Genomic DNA, 21,280 nt, shown 5'->3' with positions numbered 1-21,280 from the left:
GGGGCTTTTGCCAATTTAGGCATACCCAAAAGGGCGCCGACTTGCTAGGATCGCTTTTTTTCAAGCGAGTGGGTTCCGGTTTTGGCAACGCAGCAACATCCTCTGTCTCAGGCCTTTCTCAATCAATGTTTTCAAAAAGATGCCGTCAGGATCAGGCGTGGACTCAAACAACTGAGCGCCATTAAAGCGCCCGAGGCCCGCGCGGCAGCCGAGGCCGAGTTGGTGCAGGCCGCCGAGGCCGCCTTTGCCAAGGTCAAACAACGGCTGGACAGCAGGCCAAAGTGTCAGTTCCCAGAGGCACTGCCGGTATCGCAAAAACGCGATGAGATAGCCAGTGCCATCGCCGCCAATCAGGTGGTGATAGTGGCCGGTGAAACCGGTTCGGGCAAAACCACCCAGTTACCCAAGATCTGTCTGGAGCTGGGGCGTGGCAGTCGCGGCCTGATAGGCCACACTCAGCCCAGACGTCTTGCGGCCCGAAGCGTGGCGACCAGGGTGGCGGAAGAGCTGCAATCGCCGCTGGGTGAGGCCGTCGGCTTCAAGGTGCGCTTTGCCGATGCCATCAATGACAACAGCTATATCAAGCTGATGACAGACGGTATCTTGCTGGCGGAGCTGACCTCGGATCGTTTTCTCAATCAGTACGACACCCTGATCATCGACGAGGCCCACGAGCGCAGCCTCAACATCGACTTTATTCTCGGCTACCTGAAGCAGCTGCTGCCGAAGCGGCCGGATCTCAAGCTTATCATCACCTCGGCCACCATAGACGTGGCCAGATTCTCCAAGCATTTCAACAATGCGCCGGTAATTGAGGTGTCGGGTCGCACCTTCCCGGTGGAAACCCGCTACCGGCCGCTGGTGAAGGATGACGAGCCGGATCTGGACCTGATGGACGGCATTTTTGCCGCCGTCGATGAGCTGATAACCGAAGGCCCCGGCGACATACTGATCTTTATGAACGGCGAGCGCGAAATTCGCGATACCGCCGAGCAGCTCAATCGCCGCAACTATCGCGATACCGAGGTCTTGCCCCTGTACGCCCGCCTGTCCTATGGCGAGCAATCCAAGGTGTTCAAGTCCCACACCGGCCGCCGTATTGTGCTGGCCACCAACGTGGCGGAAACCTCACTGACAGTGCCGGGTATCCGTTATGTGATCGATCCCGGTACCGCCCGCATCAGTCGCTACAGTTACCGCACCAAGGTGCAGCGCCTGCCCATAGAGCCGATTTCCCAGGCCAGCGCCAACCAGCGCCAGGGCCGTTGCGGCCGGGTAGGGCCGGGGATCTGTATCCGCCTGTACGAGGAAAGCGATTTCCTGTCGCGGCCCGAGTTTACCGATCCCGAAATTCTGCGTACCAACCTGGCGTCGGTCATATTGCAGATGCTGGCCATCGGCCTTGGTGATATTCAGGGTTTTCCCTTTATCCAGCCCCCCGATGAGCGCCATATCAAGGACGGCTTCCTGCTGCTGGAAGAGTTGCAGGCGGTCAAGTCCCGTAACGGCGAGCTGGGGCTGACGCCCCTTGGAAAGCAACTGGCGCACATACCGCTGGACCCCCGTTTGGCCCGCATGGTGATCGAGGCCAATGGCCGTGGCGCCCTGCATGAAGCCATGGTGATCACCTCGGCACTGTCAATTCAGGACCCCCGCGAGCGGCCGCTGGAGAAAAAGCAGGCTGCCGACGAGGCCCACAAGCGCTTTGCCGACAAGGATTCGGACTTTGTTGCCCTGCTGAACCTGTGGAACTACCTCAAGGAGCAGCAAAAAGCCCTGTCCGCCAGCCAGTTCCGCAAGCAGTGCAAGAGCGAATACCTGGCTTACCTGCGGGTGCGCGAGTGGCAGGATCTCTATGCCCAGCTGCGCCAAAGCGTGCACGAACTCAAATGGCGACTGAACAGCACTACGGCGGACTATGACTCGCTGCACCGCTCCCTGCTGTCCGGCCTGCTGAGTCACATAGGTTTTAAAGACAACAACAACGAATACCTGGGGGCCCGCAACCGCCGCTTCTTCGTATTTCCCGGCTCGCCCTTGGCCAAAAAGGGCCCCAAGTGGATAGTGGCTGCCGAGCTGACCGAAACCAGCCGCTTGTTTGCAAGGGGCTGCGCCAAAATCGAGCCCGAGTGGCTGGAGGAGCTGGCGGCGCACCTTATCAAGAAGCAGCACAATGAGCCTCATTTCGAGGCCAATCAGGGCGCGGTTATCGCCTTTGAAAACCAGGTGTTGTACGGCCTGACCGTGGTTAACCGCCGCAAGGTGCAATACGGCGGCATCAACCCGGTGGAAGCGCGGGAGATTTTTATTCGCAGTGCCCTGGCCGAAGGGCAGCTCAAGAGCCGCGAGGCCTTTTTCGTCAACAACCAGAAGTTGTTGGAAGAAGTCGAAGCCCTGGAGCACAAGTCCCGCCGCCGAGACATTCTGGTGGACGAGCAAGTGCTGTTCGACTTTTATGACGCCCGTCTGCCGGAGGGCATTTACAACGCCCCCAGATTGATGAGCTGGTGGAAGGAGGCTCGCAAAAAGACCCCGAATTTACTCGATTTCAACGAGGAAATGCTGCTGGCCCGCAGTGCCGGTCACGTGTCGGCGCTGGACTTCCCTGACAAGTGGCATCAGGGCAATTTAAGCTTTGCCCTGAGCTATCATTTTGAACCCGGCAGCGAGGATGACGGCGTCAGCGTCCACATTCCGGTGGCGCTGCTGAACCAGGTAGAGGACGTGGGCTTCGATTACCTGGTGCCAGGCCTGCTCGAAGAGAAATGCACCGCCCTTATCAAGAGCCTGCCCAAGCAGCTCAGACGCAACTTTGTGCCGGCACCGGATTATGCCCGCGCCGCGGTGGCTTCCCTGCAGCAGGATGCGCCGCTGCTCGATGCCCTGTGCAAGCAGCTGCTGCGCATGAGCGGTGTGCGGGTCTCTCCCGAGGACTTCGTGGTTGCCGAGTTGCCAGCGCATCTGTTGATGCACTTCAAGATTGAAGACGACAAGGGCAAGTTGGTGGGGCAAAGCCGGGATCTCGACAGCCTCAAGGCCGGATTGCAGGGCGTAGTGGCCAAGGCCATTCGCCAGGTGGCCAAGAGCGGCATAGAGCAGAGCGGGCTGACCGAGTGGAGTATCGAGGCGCTGCCGGAGCAATTCCAGCGCCGCAAGGGTAACTACGAGGTCAAGGCATTCCCGGCGCTGGTGGATGAAAAAGACAGCGTTGCGGTGAAATTATTTGATGATGAGCATCAGGCGCAAAAGGCCCACGCGGCTGGTGTCCGGCGTTTGCTGCTTATCAATATTCCATCGCCAGTCAAACACTTGCAGCAGGCCTTGCCCAATAAGGCCAAGTTGGCCATGTACTTCAACCCCTTTGGTCAGGTGCAGTTGCTGATTGATGACATTATTTTTGCAGCGGTCGAGCAAATTATTGCAACGAAAAATCTGCGTATCAGGAGCGCCGAAGAGTTTGATGCGGCCCGGGATGCGGTGCGCATGGATCTCAACGAGACCGCCGAGGCCATTGCCCTCAAGGTGGAGCAGATTTTGACCCTGCACAATGCCATCCGCAAACGGCTCAAGGGCAAGATCAGCCTCGAGATAGCCTTTGCCATGAGCGATATCCAGCAGCAACTGGACAACCTGGTGTACCGCGGCTTTGTGGCCGATTGTGGTTATGGCCGACTTTCGGACATTATCCGCTACCTCAAGGCCATAGAATACCGGCTGGAAAAACTGCCGGTGGATCCTGTGCGCGACAAGCTGCAATTGCTCACCATCCACAGGGTGCAGGAGGCGTTGGCGGCCCAAAGGGCCAAGGTGCCGAAAAGCCAACCCGAACCCGCCCAGCTGCTGGAGGCCCGCTGGCTGATTGAGGAGCTGAGGGTGTCGCTGTTTGCCCAGGTGCTCGGTACCAGCTGTCCCATTTCAGAAAAACGGGTACTGGCCCACATCAGTCAGGCCTGATCTTCACCCCGGGCGAAGTATCTATCGCCCGGGGTACTACCTCTTAAGGGATGACGCCTATCCCTGTCCAATTCATTTCTGACGGCTTTTGCGCCGCTTATCCACCATACTCTGTTGTCATCTCGTTAAATTGTTGAAAAATGCGTTCGTCGCTATGCCCGTTACGTGATCCGCTTAACATCAGGAAAAATTTGATGATCTGGATCAAAGGTCGCTCCTTTTACCGATTTAGAGGTATACAAGTTGTTAACGGGCAAGGATTATTATTAAACCCGTATAAAATTACCGTGTATTGCCCACGGGCGGGACGCGGTTAAAAGGCAAAACCACGCGGGAATTGCCAAACGGAGGAGCCATGAGTGCCACACCCAATACCGAAAAAAGCCTGGAATTGAAGATCTTCATCTTTCTCACCGTGTTCCTCGCCCCTGTACTGGCGGTCGCGCTGGTCGCCAGTCTGGGCTTCAGCATCTGGATCGGCCAGATTTTTACCGGGCCACCGGGAGCAGGTTGACAGTCGAAAGAACAACGTAACAACGGATAATAATCAATGAGCAATGAACTTCATGTAACCAGCCTGATAGTCCAGGTAAAGCCAGGTGAAATGGCTGCAGTACGCAGTCAGATCATGGCGATGGACAATGCCGAGTTGTCGGTAAACAACGAGGCCAAGCTGGTGGTGGTAGTGGAAGGGCCCCATCAGAAGGTGTTATTGCAAACCATTGACGCCATCAATGCCTTGCCGGGCGTGCTGACGGCCACCATGGTTTATCACCAAAGCGAAGTGCTGGAGGAAGGTGAGTAATGAAAATGAACAGACGTGAATTTATGAAGGCCAATGCCGCCATGGCTGCGGCAAGTGTCGCAGGCCTGGCCTTGCCGGCCGGTGCCAGCAACCTGATCACCAGCTCTGAGCAAACCAAGCTGGAATGGAACAAGGCGCCTTGCCGTTTTTGTGGTACCGGCTGCTCTGTGATTGTGGCGACCCGCGATGGCAAAGTGGTGGCAACCCATGGTGACGCCAACAGCGAGGTCAACCGTGGTCTCAACTGTATCAAGGGTTACTTCCTGTCCAAGATCATGTACGGCCGCGACCGTATACAAACCCCCATGCTGCGCATGACCAACGGCAAGTACGACAAGCACGGTGACTTCACCCCCATCAGCTGGGATCAGGCCTTCGACATCATGGCCGAAAAGTGGAAAGCTACCCTCAAGGCCAAGGGCCCAACCGCCATTGGCATGTTCGGTTCAGGCCAGTGGACCGTGTGGGAAGGTTATGCCGCGGTTAAGCTGATGAAGGCCGGTTTCGGTTCCAACAACATCGACCCCAACGCCCGTCACTGTATGGCTTCCGCCGTGGGTGGCTTTATGCGTACCTTCGGTATGGACGAGCCCATGGGCTGCTACAACGACATGGAAGCGGCCGATGCCTTCGTACTCTGGGGCTCCAACATGGCCGAGATGCACCCCATTCTCTGGACCCGGGTAACCGATCGTCGTCTGAGTGCGCCCCACGTCAAGGTAGCCGTGCTGTCGACCTTTGAACACAGATCCTTTGAGCTGGCAGACCTGCCCATGGTGTTCACGCCCCAGACAGATCTGGCGATCCTCAACTTCATCGCTCACTACATCATTGAAAACGGTGCAGTAAACAAGGACTTCATCAGCAAGCACGTTAACTTCCGTCAGGGCACCACAGACATAGGCTATGGCCTGCGTCCAACCCATCCGCTGGAGCAGAAGGCCAAGAACGTGGCCACCGCCGGTGACTCAACTCCGATTGATTTCGACACCTTTGCCAAGTTTGTATCTGAATACACTGTCGACAAGGTCAGCAAGATGTCCGGCGTACCGGAAGACAAGCTGATTGCCCTGGCCAAGCTGTATGCCGACCCTGACACCAAGGTGACTTCTTTCTGGACCATGGGGGTCAACCAGCATACCCGCGGTGTTTGGTGTAACAACCTGCTGTATAACATCCATTTGTTGACCGGTAAGATTGCCACTCCGGGTAACAGCCCATTCTCGCTCACCGGCCAACCCTCAGCCTGTGGTACCGCCCGTGAAGTGGGTACCTTCGCCCACCGTCTGCCCGCAGACATGGTGGTGAAGAACCCTGAGCACCGCGCCAAGGCCGAGCATATCTGGAAGATCCCTGCCGGTATCATCCCCGCCAAGCCAGGCTACCACGCGGTTGAGCAGAACCGTCGCCTGAAGGACGGCGATATGAACGTCTACTGGGTGCAGGTGAACAACAACATCCAGGCCGGCCCCAACCTGAACGAGGAAGGTCTGCCCGGTTATCGCAATCCCGATAACTTTATCGTGGTGTCCGATGCCTATCCGACGGTTACCACCCAGGCCGCCGATCTGGTGCTGCCCGCCGCCATGTGGGTTGAGAAAGAGGGCGCCTACGGTAACGCCGAGCGTCGTACCCAGTTCTGGCACCAGTTGGTAAAGGCACCGGGTGAATCCCGCTCCGATTTGTGGCAGCTGATGGAATTCTCCAAGCGTTTCACCACAGATGAGGTGTGGACCAAAGAAATCCTCGACGCCAATCCGTCCTACAAGGGCAAGACCCTGTTCCAGGTGCTGTTCCAAAACGGCAGCGTCGACAAGTTCCCGCTGAGCGATCACGACAGCAAGTATCTGAACGACGAGTCCCAGCACTTCGGTTTCTACGTGCAGAAGGGCCTGTTTGAAGAATACGCCGAGTTCGGTCGCGGCCATGGTCACGATTTGGCACCCTTCGACATGTACCACGAAGCCCACGGCCTGCGCTGGCCCGTGGTCAACGGTAAGGAAACCCTGTGGCGTTACCGCGAAGGCACCGATCCCTATGTCAAACCCGGCAAGGGCTTCGAGTTCTACGGTAAGCCCGACGGCAAAGCGGTGATTTTCGCGCTGCCCTACGAGCCGCCAGCAGAGTCACCCGATGCTGAATACGACATGTGGCTGTCCACCGGCCGGGTACTGGAACACTGGCACTCAGGTTCCATGACTCAAAGGGTGCCCGAGCTGTACCGCGCCTTCCCGGATGCCGTCTGCTTTATGCACCCTGAAGATGCCAACAAGCGCGGTCTGCGCCGCGGTGACGAGGTCAAGGTGATATCCCGCCGCGGTGAGATCCGCACCCGGGTAGAAACCCGAGGCCGCAACAAGCCGCCGGTGGGCCTGGTGTTCGTACCTTGGTTTGATGCCAGCCAGTTGATCAACAAGGTGACCCTGGATGCCACGGATCCTCTGTCCAAACAGACAGACTTCAAGAAGTGCGCCGTTAAAGTGGTCAAGGCCTAAGGAGTAACAGCATGAAAACAATAATGACAATCTCTGCGCTGGCCTTGCTTGGCATGTCATTTGTGTCGGTTGCAGCCGAACCTGTGCAGGATGAAAAGTTGGCAACACTGCGTCAGGCGCCACTGAATGTGGAGCCCAAGCCGCCGGTAATGCAAAAGGTGGTCAACTCGGATGTGCGCCAGGTGCGTAACTACCCGATGCAGCCGCCCGTCATTCCCCACAAGGTTGACGGTTACCAGCTGGATCTCAAGGTAAACAAGTGCATGTCCTGCCATGCCCGTGGTCGGATAGGGGATTCCCAGGCGCCCATGGTGAGCGTGACTCACTTTATGGACCGGGATAACAACTTCCTGGCAGAACTGTCACCCAGACGTTATTTCTGCTTGCAGTGCCACGTGCCGCAACTGGATGCCAAACCTTTGGTGGAAAACGACTTCGTTGACCTTGAGCACCTGCTCAAGGCCAATGCCAACACCGAAGGCAAGCACTAGGAGTCCGCTATGTTGGATAAGCTGAAAAAAATCTGGCGGGTGCTCAATAAGCCCAGCGTGCACTTCAGTCTGGGGTTCCTGACCCTGGGGGGCTTTGTGGCCGGGATCATCTTCTGGGGGGGCTTCAACACCGCCCTGGAAGCCACCAACCGCGAAGCCTTCTGTATCGGTTGTCACGAGATGCAGAACAACGTGTACCAGGAACTGAAGACCACTATCCACTTCACCAACCGCTCGGGTGTGAGGGCGACCTGTCCTGACTGCCACGTGCCGCACAACTGGACCGATAAGATTGCCCGCAAGATGCAGGCATCGAAGGAAGTGTGGGGCAAGATCTTCGGCACCATCAACACCCGTGAGAAGTTCGAGGCCAAGCGCCGGGAACTGGCGGAGCATGAGTGGAAACGTCTCAAGGCCAACGACTCACTGGAATGCCGTAACTGCCATAACTTCGATTACATGGACTTTACCCGTCAGTCAGAGCGTGCCGCCAAGCAGCACTCCACTTCGCTGGCCAGCGGTGAAAAGACCTGTATCGACTGCCACAAGGGCATAGCGCACCACCTGCCAGATATGGAAGGGGTACCAGGTTGGTAACAACCGCTTGTTAAGCATAAAAAACCGTGGCTTGCCACGGTTTTTCTTTTTCCCCGGGTTTGATGTCGCGGAAAGGGGAGAGTCGCGACCCGCAATAGAGGTAGGTGAGGGGGGAGATGGTTAATTTCCACCAAAAAACTGAACAAATACAACATGGTGAATCAATCGACGAGCCCTTGAGTTCTGTTGCTTAGGTGAAGATTGGGGCCATCAAGGTTTGATAACATGACTGTCTAATTCAGAGTTGCCATCCCAGAGTAAACCCGCTGTGTCGTTGGCAGTGCGGCCCCATACTGCGGGGCTCAATTGATTGGTTTTACTCGCTGTAGCCTTTTCTAACCAGGGAGAAACCAACAACACACTTTGATATCCCCTGACCGTCTTGATACCTGAATGCCACCTTTACATTCGGGTTATCCAGTGCTCCCTGCAACGCAGCAAGTTGCTGATCGTTTAATACCCGGCTTCCGCAAGAGGCTCCTCCCCAGCGGTATTCCTCATAAACACCCGAAGAAATCTTTGTGAGGGCTTTACCATGATACTGCAAGTAGGTATCTGCACTGCTGGTGTTTATCTCTAGAAAAACCAAGGGAAACTCCTCGGTATCAACATCTGCTTGCACGCTTGTGGCTAGCAGTCCCGATATAAACGCCATCGACAAGCCAATCATTTTTGCCTGTTTCATCTTTGACCTCCATTTTATCGACTTCTAATAAACCTGATCAAAGATAAGTCTGAAGTGGCAGGTTTGCCAGTTCAGGCCCCTATGAACCATTAACATTGCTGGATAGCCTATTCAAATGATTTCCCCACACACCACACAGGACGTTAATGCCGCCTGTTAAGTCAGCCAAGCAGGCAGCATAAGCTGGAAAATCTCATTAAGGGATTGGTACTGAGCTCGGGCAAAGTTCCCTGGGAAAGGTCAGTTGGCGAAGTAATTTGAGCAACTTGTTAGGAGGCATTACCAAAATGCTTCAACTTGCTTTACCAGTAGTGATGCGGGCATATCAATGCCCGTAAGGTTTTTTCCACTGAGATTGACGCCGACGACTTTTTGTTCAGACGTAAGGATAGGTAAAAAGAGTTCCTTGAATTGTTGCCAGTTCACACTTCTAGGCTCAACGTCACCGAGCAGTTCTGGATTGATTTTCTTGAGGCGCTCTATTCGAGTTTTAGAAGACCACATAGGAAAAGATACCTTTTTATCCTTCAAATCAAACTCTAGTAAGATTTCACCGGGCAATACCCCAAACCAAACTACCTTGGTTTCGGCAACTTCTTCATAAAACATGTTTGCTTGCGGTACTCCAGATGACACTTTGAGTCTCCTAACGCCGCCAGCAGCAGCTGAGTGAAACGAGGTCCAGTGACCAAAGGGAACGGCGCTGGCTGGCTTGGTCAGATACATTTGTCATAAGCCACAACTTGATAGTTAACTATTTGATTGTCATTAACAAGCTCAGCGATACAGATCTTGTCATCTACATCAAAGGGAGAATTACTCCCGGCTACACCTCTAAGCCTGTTTTCTGGTCCGCTGAAATGAATCGCATGAGAGTAGAAGGGAGCGATTCTTTTGTTTGCTTCCGGGATATAAACAGACCTCTCAACTGAGGCAATAAAATGTTTGCGGACTGAAACAGGTGTTGATGCCATAAACTGGCTGGAGATTACGACCAGCAAGCTTACAACCGCAGTAAACAAGACAAAGACTGCCGTTATCCTATAGTTTGCCTCAACCATTCAGCCGCCCTGTTTGCATCCTATGTGTACTTAGACATAATGATTCCCTGTGCAGGTGTCGGCCTCCGTGTTTTCTCGTGGGTTAGTTAAACCAGAGCCACACTGTTTGTTGATCCAATAGGCAAACAATCACAGGAGGCCGACATGTCTAAAGCTAACACACTTTTTATCGGTTTGGACGTGCACAAGGAGACCACTGACGTGGCCTGGGTTTCTGATAAGCCGGCTGACACAGTGCACTACCATGGCACTGTTCCAACCAACCTGCGTTCACTTGATAAACTCTTTAAAAACCAAACAGCCAAAGCCAGCAAGCTGTGCGTCATTTATGAAGCCGGTCCCTGCGGTTTCTGGCTCTATCGTCATCTGTTGCGCCGTGGCATTGAATGCTGGGTGGTAGCGCCGGCGCTCATCCCCAAGGCCCCGGGAGACCGGGTCAAAACCGATAAACGCGATGCCATGACCTTGGCCAGACTGGCCCGCAGTGGTGACTTGAAGTCTATCTATGTTCCGGACGAACGGGACGAGGCCATCCGCGACCTTATCCGCTGCCGGGAGGATGCCATGCTCGACTTGCGTCAGGCGCGGCAACGGCTGAAATCCTTCCTGCTGCGTCATGGCCACCCCTGCAGCGGTCGCCAACACTGGACCGAAGCCTATCGGCGTCATCTGGCGGATATCAGCTTCCCGGAAAGTGCCAGCAAAATTACCTTCCAGCATTACATCCACACCGTGACCGAGCGCTATGAGCGCTTGCAGCGGCTGGAGTTAGAACTGCAAAGCCTGGCTGAAAGCTGGCGCTGGTATCCGCTGGTGCAGCGCCTGACGGTGCTGCGGGGCGTGCGTTTTCTGTCCGCCATGACCTTGTTGGCCGAGCTGGGTGACCTGCGGCGCTTTGCCTCGCCGCGTTCCTTAATGAACTTTGTCGGCCTGACACCCAGTGAACGCTCCAGTGGCCAGCGGGAACGAAGGGGTGGTATCACCAAATGTGGCAATGGTCATGCCAGGCGCATCTTAATCGAATCGGCGTGGGCCTATCGATTTCCAGCCCGGGTCTCGCGGGAGCTGGAAAGTCGTCAGCAGGCGCATTCCATCAAGTTGCAAACCCGCTCCTGGGAAGTGCAGCAACGCCTGTGCCGACGGTTCCATGCCCTGAAGGCGCGGGGCAAAGAGTACAACAAGGTGGTCACTGCGGTGGCACGGGAGCTGACCGGTTACATCTGGGACCTGGCGCAGGGCTTTGACGCCGAGAAACCAATACAAGCGTTCTGAAGCTGATTTAAGCAATCACTCTGGCAGTACCGGGCTGCGGCAGCGGTGCGAGCAACCCTCGAGGGCGTTAAGCGGTCACATCCGCGCTCCTAGACTGAGGCAAGGCTCCAACGGCGAACACAAGTAATGCGAATAACCAAACTCGCGGATATCAGCAAGGTCAACCGCCGACACTTACTCGCCCAAGCCCGTCTGCCAGAGTGTCCTTACCGGAGCGTTTTTGGCCCTCCGGTAAGGACACTATTATCTATTTGACAAAGGAAATCATATCAACGCCCACATAAATGGCCGACTGGAGCGCAGCGTAAGGAGGTCCAGCGGAACGTAGTGGAGCGATTTTTGATGTGTTTGTTAGGCATTTTTGTTTATGGCCTGAATTAAGGGAAGCAATTGTAATTTTATATGCTCTAGCTCCCGTTCATGATCATTTTGTAAAGCCCGATTAGGGCTAATATTAATTAAGGATGAAAACCCCCACCATACAATAGTGCCTTCTCTTTCAGTATCAATCGTAGTGTTCAGAGAGCACCGCGTACAAGTTGCCTCGAACCTATAACCAAAGTTATCGGACCACCAAAATGGTATTGCAAACGCAAGCAAAGCAAATGCTGGATTGTGAGCTGGAGTAGTATAGTATGGACGCCGATTTGGAAGGCCAAAGGTAATTACCAGATCAGCGTTTTCAGGCGAGGCCTCAAAATTCGAAATCCAGCCCGTTTTACCAAGTAGTTCTTCCATCTCCTTTGTGGCATAGTCGCAAGCTTCCTTAGGATAATCCGCCGGCTGATTGCATACCAACGCAGCGTTGACGTTTGCGTGTACATTTATACTATTCTGCTCTTCAACACTAAGTTTCTCGGCCAAAGGAATAGATGAACACGCTTGCAATAATATGCTGCCGAGAAGTAGAAGTTGAAATCTGATGCTCATTGGTTTTGATGCCTAACATTTGTATAGTGTGCCGGCTCATTTATCTCCGCGTGGCAGGCCGGAGGCCTTTCGGCTTCAACTAACGGAATGAAGCCGTTCATTCCGTTACCTTACAGGTACGTTTTCGCCCTCAGACCAGTGAAAAGCGTGCCGGATGATTCACCGATTATTCATCTGGTTCGTGGATTTTGTCCACATCAATTTACAAGCAAAGCGTGCCGGCACGCTTTGCACTTTTTAACGGCCTGTTATCTGAATTTGGTTTTCACTGAAATCGTTGATTTATTTCAATAATAGCCGTGTTAACTTTATGAAACCGTGCCATGAAATGCAGAAAACCGTGCTTGCGCTTTTACCATTGGCAATAATACTGTGAATCTTTCCTGAACAGTGGAAAACCGGTTGGCATTCAGACATCAAAGGAGTCGGAAAGCGGCATGGCTACCGCACGGGCTGAAGTGATTTTCTTCATCCCTGAACCTTGTTTTATCTCCTTGAATCAGCATCTTGGCAGAGAATGACTCGCTTAGGCAAGTGGTATAACGACGTGCGTTAGGCCTTTATGGATAAGATCACGCAATTGCCAAAGGGGAACACCCAGAATTAGCACTGCCGCACCAGTGACCGTCCGAGCCATCGATGGCGAGGGGAGGCTATAGGGACCGATTATAAGCCGAGAGTACGCCGTGTCACGGGTGTGGCAGTGCGAAGGCTCACCGCAGGTGATTAATTACACCTGATGTCGGAAGTTGTTTTGAGAGCAATTCATAACCTATGTGCCAACAGCAAAGAGTCTTTCGAGCACTACCATCGACGCTCAGTCTTAACTGCGGGGGCATATGCAAAAACCGTGGCCATCGGCCACAAAAAATAAAACCCGCTTTAAGCGGGTTTTATTTTTAACGGGCAGGTAGAGCAGGGCCGCAGGCCCTGCGAAGGGGTTACCTGGCGTTGGTGCTCTCGAAAATCTTGTCGGCCGAGGCCGCCACGAATCCCGGGTAGAGCTTGCCGTCTTCCAGCGGGAAGCGGCGGGCGAATTCGTAGAAGCAGCTGGGGATCATCTTGCTGCCGTCGGTGAATTCCACCATGGCTTCGTCGGCGAGGGTTGAGGACTGCTTCAGCTTAACCTCTTCGCTGCCCTTGATTTCGCCGCCCGAGGTGTTGAGCACGAAGCCCGCAGCCTTGAGGGCATCGTTAACCGAAGCCAGGGTATCGAAGTTTTTCAGGGCGTTGACAGACACTGTGAAGTGGTTGGCGCGGAAACCCCAGACAGATACCCAGGCGGCGTATTCGCTTTCCACCAACAGGGCTTCGTAGGTGGCTTGATCGATAGCCCAGTGACGGCCGGAGTAGAGGAAGTTATCCGCGGTCACGGCGGACTCTTCTACCTGGTCTACCAGCTTGTGCACTATGGCCTGCAGCTCGGGGGAGCATTTTTCCAGCAGCAGCTCGGAGATGAACACCTTGGGCTGGGTGGCATCCGGATGCTCGAAATGCTTGGCATAGAGTTTCTTGGCTTCGAAGTGGTACTCGCCACACTCCACATAACCCAGGGCCAGGAAGTGGGCGGCCAGTTTTTCCAGGTTAATCTTCTCTATGTTGAAGGTACGCAGTGCAATGTGATCGTTTTGCACGTCGTCCTGCTGGGAAGAACCCAGCAGGGCGTGGATTTTCTGGGCCGAGGGCGTTACCGCCACATAGTCTTGCCAAAGTTTTGAGAAGAGTTCGTTAATCTGGGTGTGCATACTACTTATCCTACAAATATCAAATTATTAATGTGTAAATGTTAATAAAATCAATCAAATTCAATCAGATGCTCAGGCCTGGGCTCAGGGTCGCCGGCAGGCTGACGCTGCTGGCTTCCACCGAGGATACCGGGTAAGCACAGTAATCCGCCGCATAGTAGGCGCTGGCCCTGTGGTTACCGCTGGCGCCAATGCCACCGAAGGGGGCGGCACTGGAAGCACCCGTGATGGGCTTGTTCCAGTTGACTATCCCGGCGCGGATCCGGCCGAAGAAGTGCTGGTAATCCGCTTCGTTATCACCGAGCAGACCCGCAGACAGACCAAAGGCTGTGTTGTTGGCTTCGTCGATGGCGGCATCGAAGTCTTCATAGCGATAGACCTTCAGCAGCGGGCCGAAGTGTTCCTCGTCCGCCAAAGGCGCGGCATTGGTGACATCGATGATCCCGGGGGTGACAAAGCCCAAGGCAGGATCCACCTGGGTCAGTTCCAGCAGGGACACGCCACCGGCGGCCTGTATGTCGGCCTGGGCCTTGACCATGGCCGCGGCGGCCTTGGCGCTTATCATGGCGCCGTAAAAGGGTTGCTCTTCGGCAAAGGGTTGACCCACCTTGATCTTGCTCGTCGCTTCGACAAGTTTGGCCAGGATGGCATCACCCTTGGCGCCCTGTTGCAGGAACAGGCGACGGGCGCAGGTACAACGTTGACCGCTGCTGATAAAGGCCGACTGAATGATGTCGTGCACGGCGGCGTCGATGTTTTCCACATCCTTAACCAGCAGGGGGTTGTTGCCGCCCATTTCCAGCGCCAGGATCTTGCCCGGTTGACCGGCATACTGCTGGTGCAGCAGATGGCCCGTGTTGGAGCTGCCGGTAAAGAACAGACCGTCGATGCCGGGGTGGCCCGCCAATGCCTTGCCGGTGGCGATTTCGCCCTGCAGCAGACTGATAACGCCAGCGGGCAGGCCCGCCTGTTGCCACAGCTGCACCGTGTATTCGGCGACCTTGGGGGTCAGCTCAGATGGCTTGAACAGCACCACGTTACCGGCGATCAGCGCCGGCACTATGTGACCGTTGGGCAGGTGGCCGGGGAAGTTATAGGGACCGAATACCGCCACCACGCCGTGTGGCTTGTGACGGATAAAGGCCCGGGCGCCCGGCATGGGGTTTTCCACAGTGCCGGTACGCTCATTGTGGGCGCGGATGGAAATGGCAATCTTGCCTGTCATGGCAGCCACTTCGGTTCGGCTCTCCCACAGGGCCTTGCCGGTTTCCTCGGCAATCAGGCGCGCCATGGTCTCGCTGTTGGCAGTCAACTGGGCGGCAAAGGCCTCCACCACCTGCAGACGTTCTTCAAGGGGCTTGGCCGACCAGAGATAAAAGGCGATTCTCGCGGCTTTGACTGCGCCGTCCACCTGGGCGGCGTCGGCGCCCTGGCCGCGCCAGATGACCTCGCCATTGGCGGGGTTAACGGATTCAAAGGCGGTGCCCTTGCCGGCCTGCCACTCGCCCTGGATAAACTGGCAGGCATGGGTATTGTCAATCACTGAGCTCATTTGGCCCCCTTGTCGAGATTTAAGTAACGGACCAGCTCGTCCTCGTTAACCTTGAGCAGATCGGCCATGGCCGGGCTCATGTACAGGCTGTGGGTGTCGGGGTCGAAGCGGCAATCGTCTGTGACCGTGGCACGGAATTCGCGGCTCTCACTGTTACACACTGCCAGTTGGAACTGACCTTTACGCAGCGCTTCATCGCTGGTGATGACCACCTTGGCCCTGTGGCTCTGGCGCACGGATTTAATCTGCTTGAGCTGGGCTTCCACCGTCGGACCGGCATCGAACAAGTCCACATAGCCGCGGTGCATAAAGCCTTCGTTCTCCAAAAGCTTGAGTGCAGGAACCGTGTTTTCATGGACCTGACCTATGACCTTGCGGGCGGCTTCCGGCAACAGATCCACATAGATGGGGTAACGCGGCATCAAGTCGGCGATAAAGCCCTTGTTACCGACACCTATCAGATAGTCAGCCTTGGAAAATTCCATGTTGAAGAAGCTGTTACGCAGCCAGTTCCAGAAGGGTGGCTGACCCTGCTCATCGGCGGCACCGCGCATCTCGGCGATCACCAGCTTGGAGAAGCGTTGTGGCTGCTCGGCCATGAACATGAAACGCACCTTGGACAGGAAGCGGCCATTGAGGCCGACCCGGAAGGGTTCCCGCAGGAACAGGGTGCAGATCTCGGTGGCGCCTGTGTAGTCGTTACCGACTGTCAGTACTTCCACAGGATTGAAGATATCCAGTTCCTTGCACTGATGCACGACCGTGCTCTTGTGGAAATGATACAGGGGATTGGACAGACCCACGGCGGCTTCGATGCCTGAGGCACCGAGGATTTCGCCCGTGTCCGTGTCTTCCAGTACAAACAGGTAACCCTGATTGCCCGGCTTTTGAATGTCGGCGGCGAAGCTTTGCTCCGAATGCACAATCTTGTGGGCCAACTTCTGCTCATCAAGTGGCAGAGAGGTAAAGCCAGCACCGGATTCCCGTGCCATAGTCATCAGCGCAGGAAAGTCCGTGCCCGAAATTGGACGGATCAATAACATAATGGTGTTCTCTGAGCTTGAGAGCGGCCAGAACCGAGATCTGGCCGCTGTTTGGCTTAAAGCTTTGGTTTAAGCGCTCCGGCTTAAACGGCTTCCGGCTTAAGCTGCCTTGGCGGCGGCAACCAGTTTGGCGATGGCGGCCTCGAAGCGCACCAGACCTTCCTGGATATCTTGCTCAGGAATGATAAGAGAGGGGGCAAAACGCACCACGTTTTGACCGGCCATCAGCACCAACAGACCTTGTTCGGCGGCGGCGAGCATAAAGTCGCGGGCCTTGCCGGCGTAATCGGCGTTCAAGGCGGCACCGAGCAGCAGACCCTTGCCACGGACTTCGGTGAACACCTGATACTTGGCGTTGATAGCCATCAGGCCATCGCGGAACAGCTGTTCACGGGCCTTGACGCCGTTGAGTACCTCAGGGGTGTTAACTGTGTTGAAGGCCGCCAGACCCACGGCACAGGCCAGAGGGTTACCGCCGTAGGTGCTGCCATGGGTACCGACAACCAGGTGCTTGGCCAGCTCGGTGGTGGTCAGCATGGCACCTATGGGGAAACCGCCGCCCAGGGCCTTGGCCGTGGTCAGCACGTCCGGGGTGACACCCAGACCCATGTAGGCATAGAGATCGCCGGTACGGCCGACACCGGTTTGCACTTCGTCGAATACCAGCAGCGCCTGGTGCTTGTCACACAGCTCGCGTACGCCCTTGATGAATTCGGGAGTGGGGTTGATGATACCGCCTTCGCCCTGCAGCGGCTCAAGTACCACGGCGCAGGTGCGATCGGAGATCAGCGCCTTGAGGCTGTCGAGGTTATTGTATTCGGCGTGCACTATGTCGGCAGGCTTGGGGCCGAAACCGTCGGAGTAGGCAGGCTGGCCACCCACGGATACGGTAAACAGGGTACGGCCGTGGAAGCCTTGTTTAAAGGCGATGATCTGTGACTTGTCGGCGCCATGGTTATTCAGGGCCACACGACGCACCAGCTTCAGTGCAGCTTCGTTGGCTTCGGCGCCGGAGTTGGCGAAATACACTTTCTCGGCAAAGGTGTTGTCAACCAGTTGCTTGGCCAGCATCAGTGCCGGCTCGTTGGTCATGGTGTTGGACAGGTGCCACAGCTTGTGGGCCTGTTCGGTCAGGGCATTGACCAGGGCAGGGTGACAGTGACCCAGGCAGTTTACTGCGATACCGCCGGCGAAATCGATAAACTCACGGCCTTCCTGATCCCAGATGCGCGAGCCTTCGCCCTTGACCGGAATGATTGGAGACGGGGCGTAGTTGGGTACCATCACTTCATCGAATAAGCTTCTGTTGACTTGCATGCAAACCTCTGTTTTATCTGGTCGAACGACCTGTTATTTAGTTATTTCTGTATTATATTGAGCAGAAGTAGCAAATTGCAGCGGCATTATTAACACTTTGCATGTTATAAATGTCATTTTAACGGACGGATTTAGCAAATTGATAAGCAAAGAAGACGAACGCCTGCTGGCGCTGCTGAAAAATAACGCCCGCACCAGCGTCTCGGATCTGGCCCGGGCGCTCAATCTGTCGCGCTCGACTGTGCAGACCCGCATCGCCAGGCTGGAAGAAACCGGCATCATCAAGGGTTACGGGGTGGAGTACGGCGAGGCCTATATCAGCAACCTGGTGTCGGCCCACGTGTCCATCAAGGTGAAGCAGAAATTCACCACCAAGACCAATATCGAGCTGAAAAAGATGCACATGATAAGCGAGCTCTACGCCATCAGCGGTGAATACGATCTGATAGCCGTGGTGCAGGCTCAGACCACAGAGCAGCTGAGCCACCTTCTGGATGACATTGGCAATTTGGACGGGGTGGAGCGCACCACCTCGTCGGTTATTCTGGAAACCAAATTCAAGCGGTAAAACGAAATAGAGAGCAAAGCGCTAACGCGGAATAAAAAGCAGAGCGCTAGGCGTTAAGAGAGCTGGAAGTTAACAGCTGGAAGTGAAGCGCAAGACGCGAGGCAGGACATCACTCCACCCCGTGGCAGCGTTTGATTTCCTTGATAAGCGCCTTGGCCAAGGGCGTGGCGGAATTGTTTTTCGAGGTGATCAATACCACGGGGATTTGGTAGGAGTATTTCTCCGGCAATATTGCCCTGAACAGGCCCTTGTCGACCCAGTAGCTGGCGTAGTGCTCCGGCAGGTAACCGATGAACTTCCCCGACAGGATTAAATGGGCTATGCCTTCGTCATGGTAGGCGGTGGCGCTGTTTTGGTAATTCAAGTCGTCGTTGCGACTTTCCTTATCGCGGGTGTAGTTACTGGTGATGACTTCGGCATTTTGCAGCAGCTTCTGGCTTGCCCCGGGGTCGCAGTCGAACAGCGGGTGCCCGATGCCGCAATATAAATAGTTGGTTTCGTTGTGCAGCGGCTCGTAATCGAGGCCGCGCAAATGATGGCGACTGACGCCTATACCCGCAAGGGAGCGGCCGTTCACCACAGAAGTTTCCACTTCGCGGGCCTCACAGACGTTGATATCGAACTGGATGTTGTTGCTCCTGGCCTTGAGCGAGGCTATGGCCCGGGCCACACCGCAGCGGGGATCGCTTACCAGGGTATCGATGATGGCTATGGTTACCCGGCCCGACAGCTGCTGCTTGGAGCTGGCGACCGTGCTGGCAAAGGCCTCACATTGCTGCAAGAGCTCCAGCGACGCCTGATAGGTCACGCGTCCGGATTCGGTCAGTTCAAAGCCGCTGCGACCGCGTTTACACAGTTTCAGCCCCAGGCGCACCTCCAGATCCGACAGGTGGGAGCTGATGGTGGAGCGACCAATATTGAGCCGGGATTCCGCCGCCGACAGGCCGCCACATTCCACTATGGCCACGAAAATCCGCAGCAGCCTCAGATCTACATCATGTACCTGCACTCAGTATTCCCCTTTTCGCTCAAGACATTGGCTTGAGACGTTAGCGCCATGCATAGGCTCGATACGCGTTATTCGGTCGAACATAGCTCGATTTATTAGTTCGGCAAAACCGGAATGAATTACGAATATTATGCATTTATAAAACATCTGCAGCAAGCTAGCATGGGGGTAACAAAGGCAATTGCTGCCAACTAAAACAGAAAGATAGCACTGGCTTTTACAGTGATAGAACCGCTACTCAGGAGCATAAGATGAGCTTTAGATATGGTGTTGACCATCTCACTCTCGAAATCGTAAACGGCATTGCCGATGGCAGTATCCAGGCCGAGCTGTGCCAACAGGCCGTTGACAAGATCAATGCCAGCCGCCACAACGTCGATATCATGGCCAATTCAGACAAGGCCATTTACGGCATCAACACCGGCTTTGGTCCCCTGTGTGACACCCAGATTTCTCCCGCTGAAACCGCGCTGCTGCAGAAAAACCTGCTGATCACCCATGCGGTCGGCGTGGGCGAGCCCATTGCCAAGGCCATCTCCAAGCTGATGCTGATCACCAAGGTTCACGCCCTGAGCCAGGGTTTCTCAGGTATTCGCCTGGAAGTGGTCGAGCGCATGCTGGCCTTTCTGAAACTGGACCTGATCCCCGTGGTGCCAGAGCAAGGCTCTGTTGGCGCCTCCGGCGATTTGGCGCCTCTGTCACACCTGTTCCTGCCGCTGATTGGCGAAGGTGAATTCTGGCAGGGTGAACGTGCCGTGCCCGCCATCGAATTGCTGCGAGAACATGGTCTGGAGCCATTGGAGCTGCAGGCCAAAGAAGGTCTGGCACTCATCAACGGCACCCAGTTTATCCTGTCCCACGCCATCACAGCCTTGACCAAGATGCGTTATCTGCTGGACTTGGCCGATCTCGCCGGTGCCATGAGCATCGAAGGTATGCAGGGCAGCCAGTCTCCCTTCCGCGCCGAACTGCATGAAATCCGTCCCTTTGCCGGCAACATCGAAGTGGCAGCGCGCATGCGCAAGTTCTTCGAAGGCTCGCAAAACATGGCCGCCCATGTGGATTGTGATCGAGTGCAGGATCCCTACTCGCTGCGCTGTATCCCCCAGGTGCATGGCGCCTCACGCAACGCCTTTAATCATCTGAAAGATCTCGCCGAAATCGAAATGAATTCGGTGACCGATAACCCGATTGTTATCAGTGCTGAAGAAGCCATTTCCGGCGGTGGTTTCCACGGCCAGCCTTTGGCCATGGTGCTGGATTACACCTCCATTGCTGCGGCCGAGCTTGGCAATATCGCCGACCGTCGCTGCTATCTGCTGCTGGAGGGCCTGCATGGTCTGCCGCGCCTGCTGACCAGTTCAGGAGGTCTCAATTCCGGCATGATGATCCCCCAATACGTGACTGCGGCCCTGGTAACGGAAAACAAGTCCCTGTGCTTCCCGCCATCCGCCGACAGCGTGCCCACCTCCATGGGCCAGGAAGATCACGTGTCCATGGGCAGTATCTCAGGCCGTAAGCTCAATCAAATCCTCGGTAACCTGGAGAAGATCTTCGCCATTGAGCTGATGTATGCGGCCCAGGCCATAGATTTCCGCCGCCCTAACACTTGCTCAGAGATTATTGAGAAAAACTATCAACTTATCCGCGCCAAGGTGGCCAAGCTGGAAGAAGACCGTCTGCTCAAGCCGGACATCGACGCCATCATAGCTTTGGTGAAGGCCCAGGCCTTTATTGTTAACTGAGTGCGGCTGAC

General features: G+C 55.3%; 18 protein-coding genes. 9 read left to right on the top strand and 9 right to left on the bottom strand.

The genetic code is table 11. From position 1 onward, the window contains the following. Nucleotides 1–81: 81 nt before the first annotated feature. From hrpA to JYB84_RS09585, 6 genes are all read left to right on the top strand, one after another. Nucleotides 82–3,954: an ATP-dependent RNA helicase HrpA gene (gene hrpA / locus JYB84_RS09610; protein WP_207319892.1), complete on the top strand. Its 3,873-nt coding sequence runs from the start codon at nt 82–84 to the stop codon at nt 3,952–3,954. A 355-nt stretch (nt 3,955–4,309) separates the two neighbouring features. Beyond that, a complete protein-coding gene (locus tag JYB84_RS09605; protein WP_207319891.1) occupies nt 4,310–4,468 on the top strand; it encodes a periplasmic nitrate reductase, NapE protein in 159 nt (52 codons plus the stop codon). Between the two features lie 36 nt (nt 4,469–4,504). Then, nucleotides 4,505–4,759, top strand: coding sequence for a chaperone NapD (locus tag JYB84_RS09600; protein WP_207319890.1), 255 nt, complete (start codon nt 4,505–4,507; stop codon nt 4,757–4,759). Nucleotides 4,760–4,764: 5 nt separating this feature from the next. Further along, nucleotides 4,765–7,254: a nitrate reductase catalytic subunit NapA gene (napA, locus tag JYB84_RS09595; RefSeq protein WP_207323172.1), complete on the top strand. Its 2,490-nt coding sequence runs from the start codon at nt 4,765–4,767 to the stop codon at nt 7,252–7,254. An 11-nt stretch (nt 7,255–7,265) separates the two neighbouring features. After that, on the top strand, nt 7,266–7,745 hold the full coding sequence (locus JYB84_RS09590) for a nitrate reductase cytochrome c-type subunit (RefSeq protein ID WP_207319889.1): 480 nt from the start codon (nt 7,266–7,268) through the stop codon (nt 7,743–7,745). A gap of 9 nt (nt 7,746–7,754) precedes the next feature. Next, a complete protein-coding gene (locus JYB84_RS09585; RefSeq protein WP_207319888.1) occupies nt 7,755–8,342 on the top strand; it encodes a cytochrome c3 family protein in 588 nt (195 codons plus the stop codon). A 316-nt stretch (nt 8,343–8,658) separates the two neighbouring features. Here the strand turns inward: JYB84_RS09585 and JYB84_RS09580 are convergent, their stop codons facing one another. The 3 genes from JYB84_RS09580 to JYB84_RS09570 form a co-directional block, all read right to left on the bottom strand. Beyond that, nucleotides 8,659–9,027 (bottom strand): hypothetical protein, encoded by a 369-nt coding sequence (locus JYB84_RS09580; protein WP_207319887.1) that lies wholly within the window; start codon nt 9,025–9,027, stop codon nt 8,659–8,661. Between the two features lie 279 nt (nt 9,028–9,306). Next, the gene (locus JYB84_RS09575) at nt 9,307–9,753 is read right to left on the bottom strand and encodes a DUF2750 domain-containing protein (RefSeq protein ID WP_207319886.1); all 447 of its coding nucleotides are present in this window, start codon (nt 9,751–9,753) and stop codon (nt 9,307–9,309) included. Beyond that, nucleotides 9,744–10,088 (bottom strand): hypothetical protein, encoded by a 345-nt coding sequence (locus JYB84_RS09570; RefSeq protein ID WP_207319885.1) that lies wholly within the window; start codon nt 10,086–10,088, stop codon nt 9,744–9,746. Before JYB84_RS09570 ends, JYB84_RS09575 begins: the two co-directional genes overlap by 10 nt. A gap of 144 nt (nt 10,089–10,232) precedes the next feature. Between JYB84_RS09570 and JYB84_RS09565 the strand changes: the two genes are divergently transcribed. Then, nucleotides 10,233–11,360, top strand: coding sequence for an IS110 family RNA-guided transposase (locus JYB84_RS09565; protein WP_207319884.1), 1,128 nt, complete (start codon nt 10,233–10,235; stop codon nt 11,358–11,360). Nucleotides 11,361–11,711: 351 nt separating this feature from the next. Here the strand turns inward: JYB84_RS09565 and JYB84_RS09560 are convergent, their stop codons facing one another. The 5 genes from JYB84_RS09560 to JYB84_RS09540 form a co-directional block, all read right to left on the bottom strand. After that, nucleotides 11,712–12,290, bottom strand: a complete 579-nt coding sequence (locus JYB84_RS09560; protein WP_207319883.1) for a hypothetical protein — start codon at nt 12,288–12,290, stop codon at nt 11,712–11,714. A gap of 941 nt (nt 12,291–13,231) precedes the next feature. After that, nucleotides 13,232–14,035: a DUF1338 domain-containing protein gene (locus tag JYB84_RS09555; protein ID WP_207319882.1), complete on the bottom strand. Its 804-nt coding sequence runs from the start codon at nt 14,033–14,035 to the stop codon at nt 13,232–13,234. A 64-nt stretch (nt 14,036–14,099) separates the two neighbouring features. Next, nucleotides 14,100–15,587: a succinylglutamate-semialdehyde dehydrogenase gene (gene astD, locus JYB84_RS09550; protein ID WP_207319881.1), complete on the bottom strand. Its 1,488-nt coding sequence runs from the start codon at nt 15,585–15,587 to the stop codon at nt 14,100–14,102. Then, nucleotides 15,584–16,630 carry an arginine N-succinyltransferase gene (gene astA / locus JYB84_RS09545; RefSeq protein WP_207319880.1) on the bottom strand — a complete coding sequence of 349 codons (1,047 nt, stop codon included), beginning with the start codon at nt 16,628–16,630 and terminating at the stop codon, nt 15,584–15,586. Before astA ends, astD begins: the two co-directional genes overlap by 4 nt. Before the next feature lie 99 nt (nt 16,631–16,729). Then, nucleotides 16,730–17,947, bottom strand: a complete 1,218-nt coding sequence (locus JYB84_RS09540; RefSeq protein WP_207319879.1) for an aspartate aminotransferase family protein — start codon at nt 17,945–17,947, stop codon at nt 16,730–16,732. Nucleotides 17,948–18,086: 139 nt separating this feature from the next. Between JYB84_RS09540 and JYB84_RS09535 the strand changes: the two genes are divergently transcribed. Continuing rightward, the gene (locus tag JYB84_RS09535) at nt 18,087–18,515 is read left to right on the top strand and encodes an Lrp/AsnC family transcriptional regulator (RefSeq protein WP_207319878.1); all 429 of its coding nucleotides are present in this window, start codon (nt 18,087–18,089) and stop codon (nt 18,513–18,515) included. 109 nt (nt 18,516–18,624) lie between these two features. On the opposite strand, the gene JYB84_RS09530 is transcribed toward JYB84_RS09535, so the two are convergent. Then, the gene (locus JYB84_RS09530) at nt 18,625–19,524 is read right to left on the bottom strand and encodes a LysR family transcriptional regulator (protein ID WP_207319877.1); all 900 of its coding nucleotides are present in this window, start codon (nt 19,522–19,524) and stop codon (nt 18,625–18,627) included. Nucleotides 19,525–19,775: 251 nt separating this feature from the next. Between JYB84_RS09530 and hutH the strand changes: the two genes are divergently transcribed. Beyond that, nucleotides 19,776–21,269: a histidine ammonia-lyase gene (gene hutH, locus JYB84_RS09525; RefSeq protein WP_207319876.1), complete on the top strand. Its 1,494-nt coding sequence runs from the start codon at nt 19,776–19,778 to the stop codon at nt 21,267–21,269. Nucleotides 21,270–21,280: the final 11 nt, after the last annotated feature.

The sequence above is a fragment of the Shewanella cyperi genome, from assembly GCF_017354985.1.
Classification (GTDB): domain Bacteria; phylum Pseudomonadota; class Gammaproteobacteria; order Enterobacterales; family Shewanellaceae; genus Shewanella; species Shewanella cyperi.
This window is presented reverse-complemented; position numbering and strand designations above follow the sequence as displayed.

Coding starts and splice junctions, on each gene's coding strand:
- JYB84_RS09540 (WP_207319879.1), bottom strand. CDS start 17,947: ATGCAAGTCAACAGAAGCTTATTCGATGAAGTGATGGTACCCAACTAC.
- JYB84_RS09560 (WP_207319883.1), bottom strand. CDS start 12,290: ATGAGCATCAGATTTCAACTTCTACTTCTCGGCAGCATATTATTGCAA.
- JYB84_RS09605 (WP_207319891.1), top strand. CDS start 4,310: ATGAGTGCCACACCCAATACCGAAAAAAGCCTGGAATTGAAGATCTTC.
- JYB84_RS09590 (WP_207319889.1), top strand. CDS start 7,266: ATGAAAACAATAATGACAATCTCTGCGCTGGCCTTGCTTGGCATGTCA.
- JYB84_RS09600 (WP_207319890.1), top strand. CDS start 4,505: ATGAGCAATGAACTTCATGTAACCAGCCTGATAGTCCAGGTAAAGCCA.
- hutH (WP_207319876.1), top strand. CDS start 19,776: ATGAGCTTTAGATATGGTGTTGACCATCTCACTCTCGAAATCGTAAAC.
- astD (WP_207319881.1), bottom strand. CDS start 15,587: ATGAGCTCAGTGATTGACAATACCCATGCCTGCCAGTTTATCCAGGGC.
- JYB84_RS09565 (WP_207319884.1), top strand. CDS start 10,233: ATGTCTAAAGCTAACACACTTTTTATCGGTTTGGACGTGCACAAGGAG.
- JYB84_RS09570 (WP_207319885.1), bottom strand. CDS start 10,088: ATGGTTGAGGCAAACTATAGGATAACGGCAGTCTTTGTCTTGTTTACT.
- astA (WP_207319880.1), bottom strand. CDS start 16,630: ATGTTATTGATCCGTCCAATTTCGGGCACGGACTTTCCTGCGCTGATG.
- napA (WP_207323172.1), top strand. CDS start 4,765: ATGAACAGACGTGAATTTATGAAGGCCAATGCCGCCATGGCTGCGGCA.
- JYB84_RS09580 (WP_207319887.1), bottom strand. CDS start 9,027: ATGAAACAGGCAAAAATGATTGGCTTGTCGATGGCGTTTATATCGGGA.
- JYB84_RS09555 (WP_207319882.1), bottom strand. CDS start 14,035: ATGCACACCCAGATTAACGAACTCTTCTCAAAACTTTGGCAAGACTAT.
- JYB84_RS09575 (WP_207319886.1), bottom strand. CDS start 9,753: ATGTATCTGACCAAGCCAGCCAGCGCCGTTCCCTTTGGTCACTGGACC.
- JYB84_RS09585 (WP_207319888.1), top strand. CDS start 7,755: ATGTTGGATAAGCTGAAAAAAATCTGGCGGGTGCTCAATAAGCCCAGC.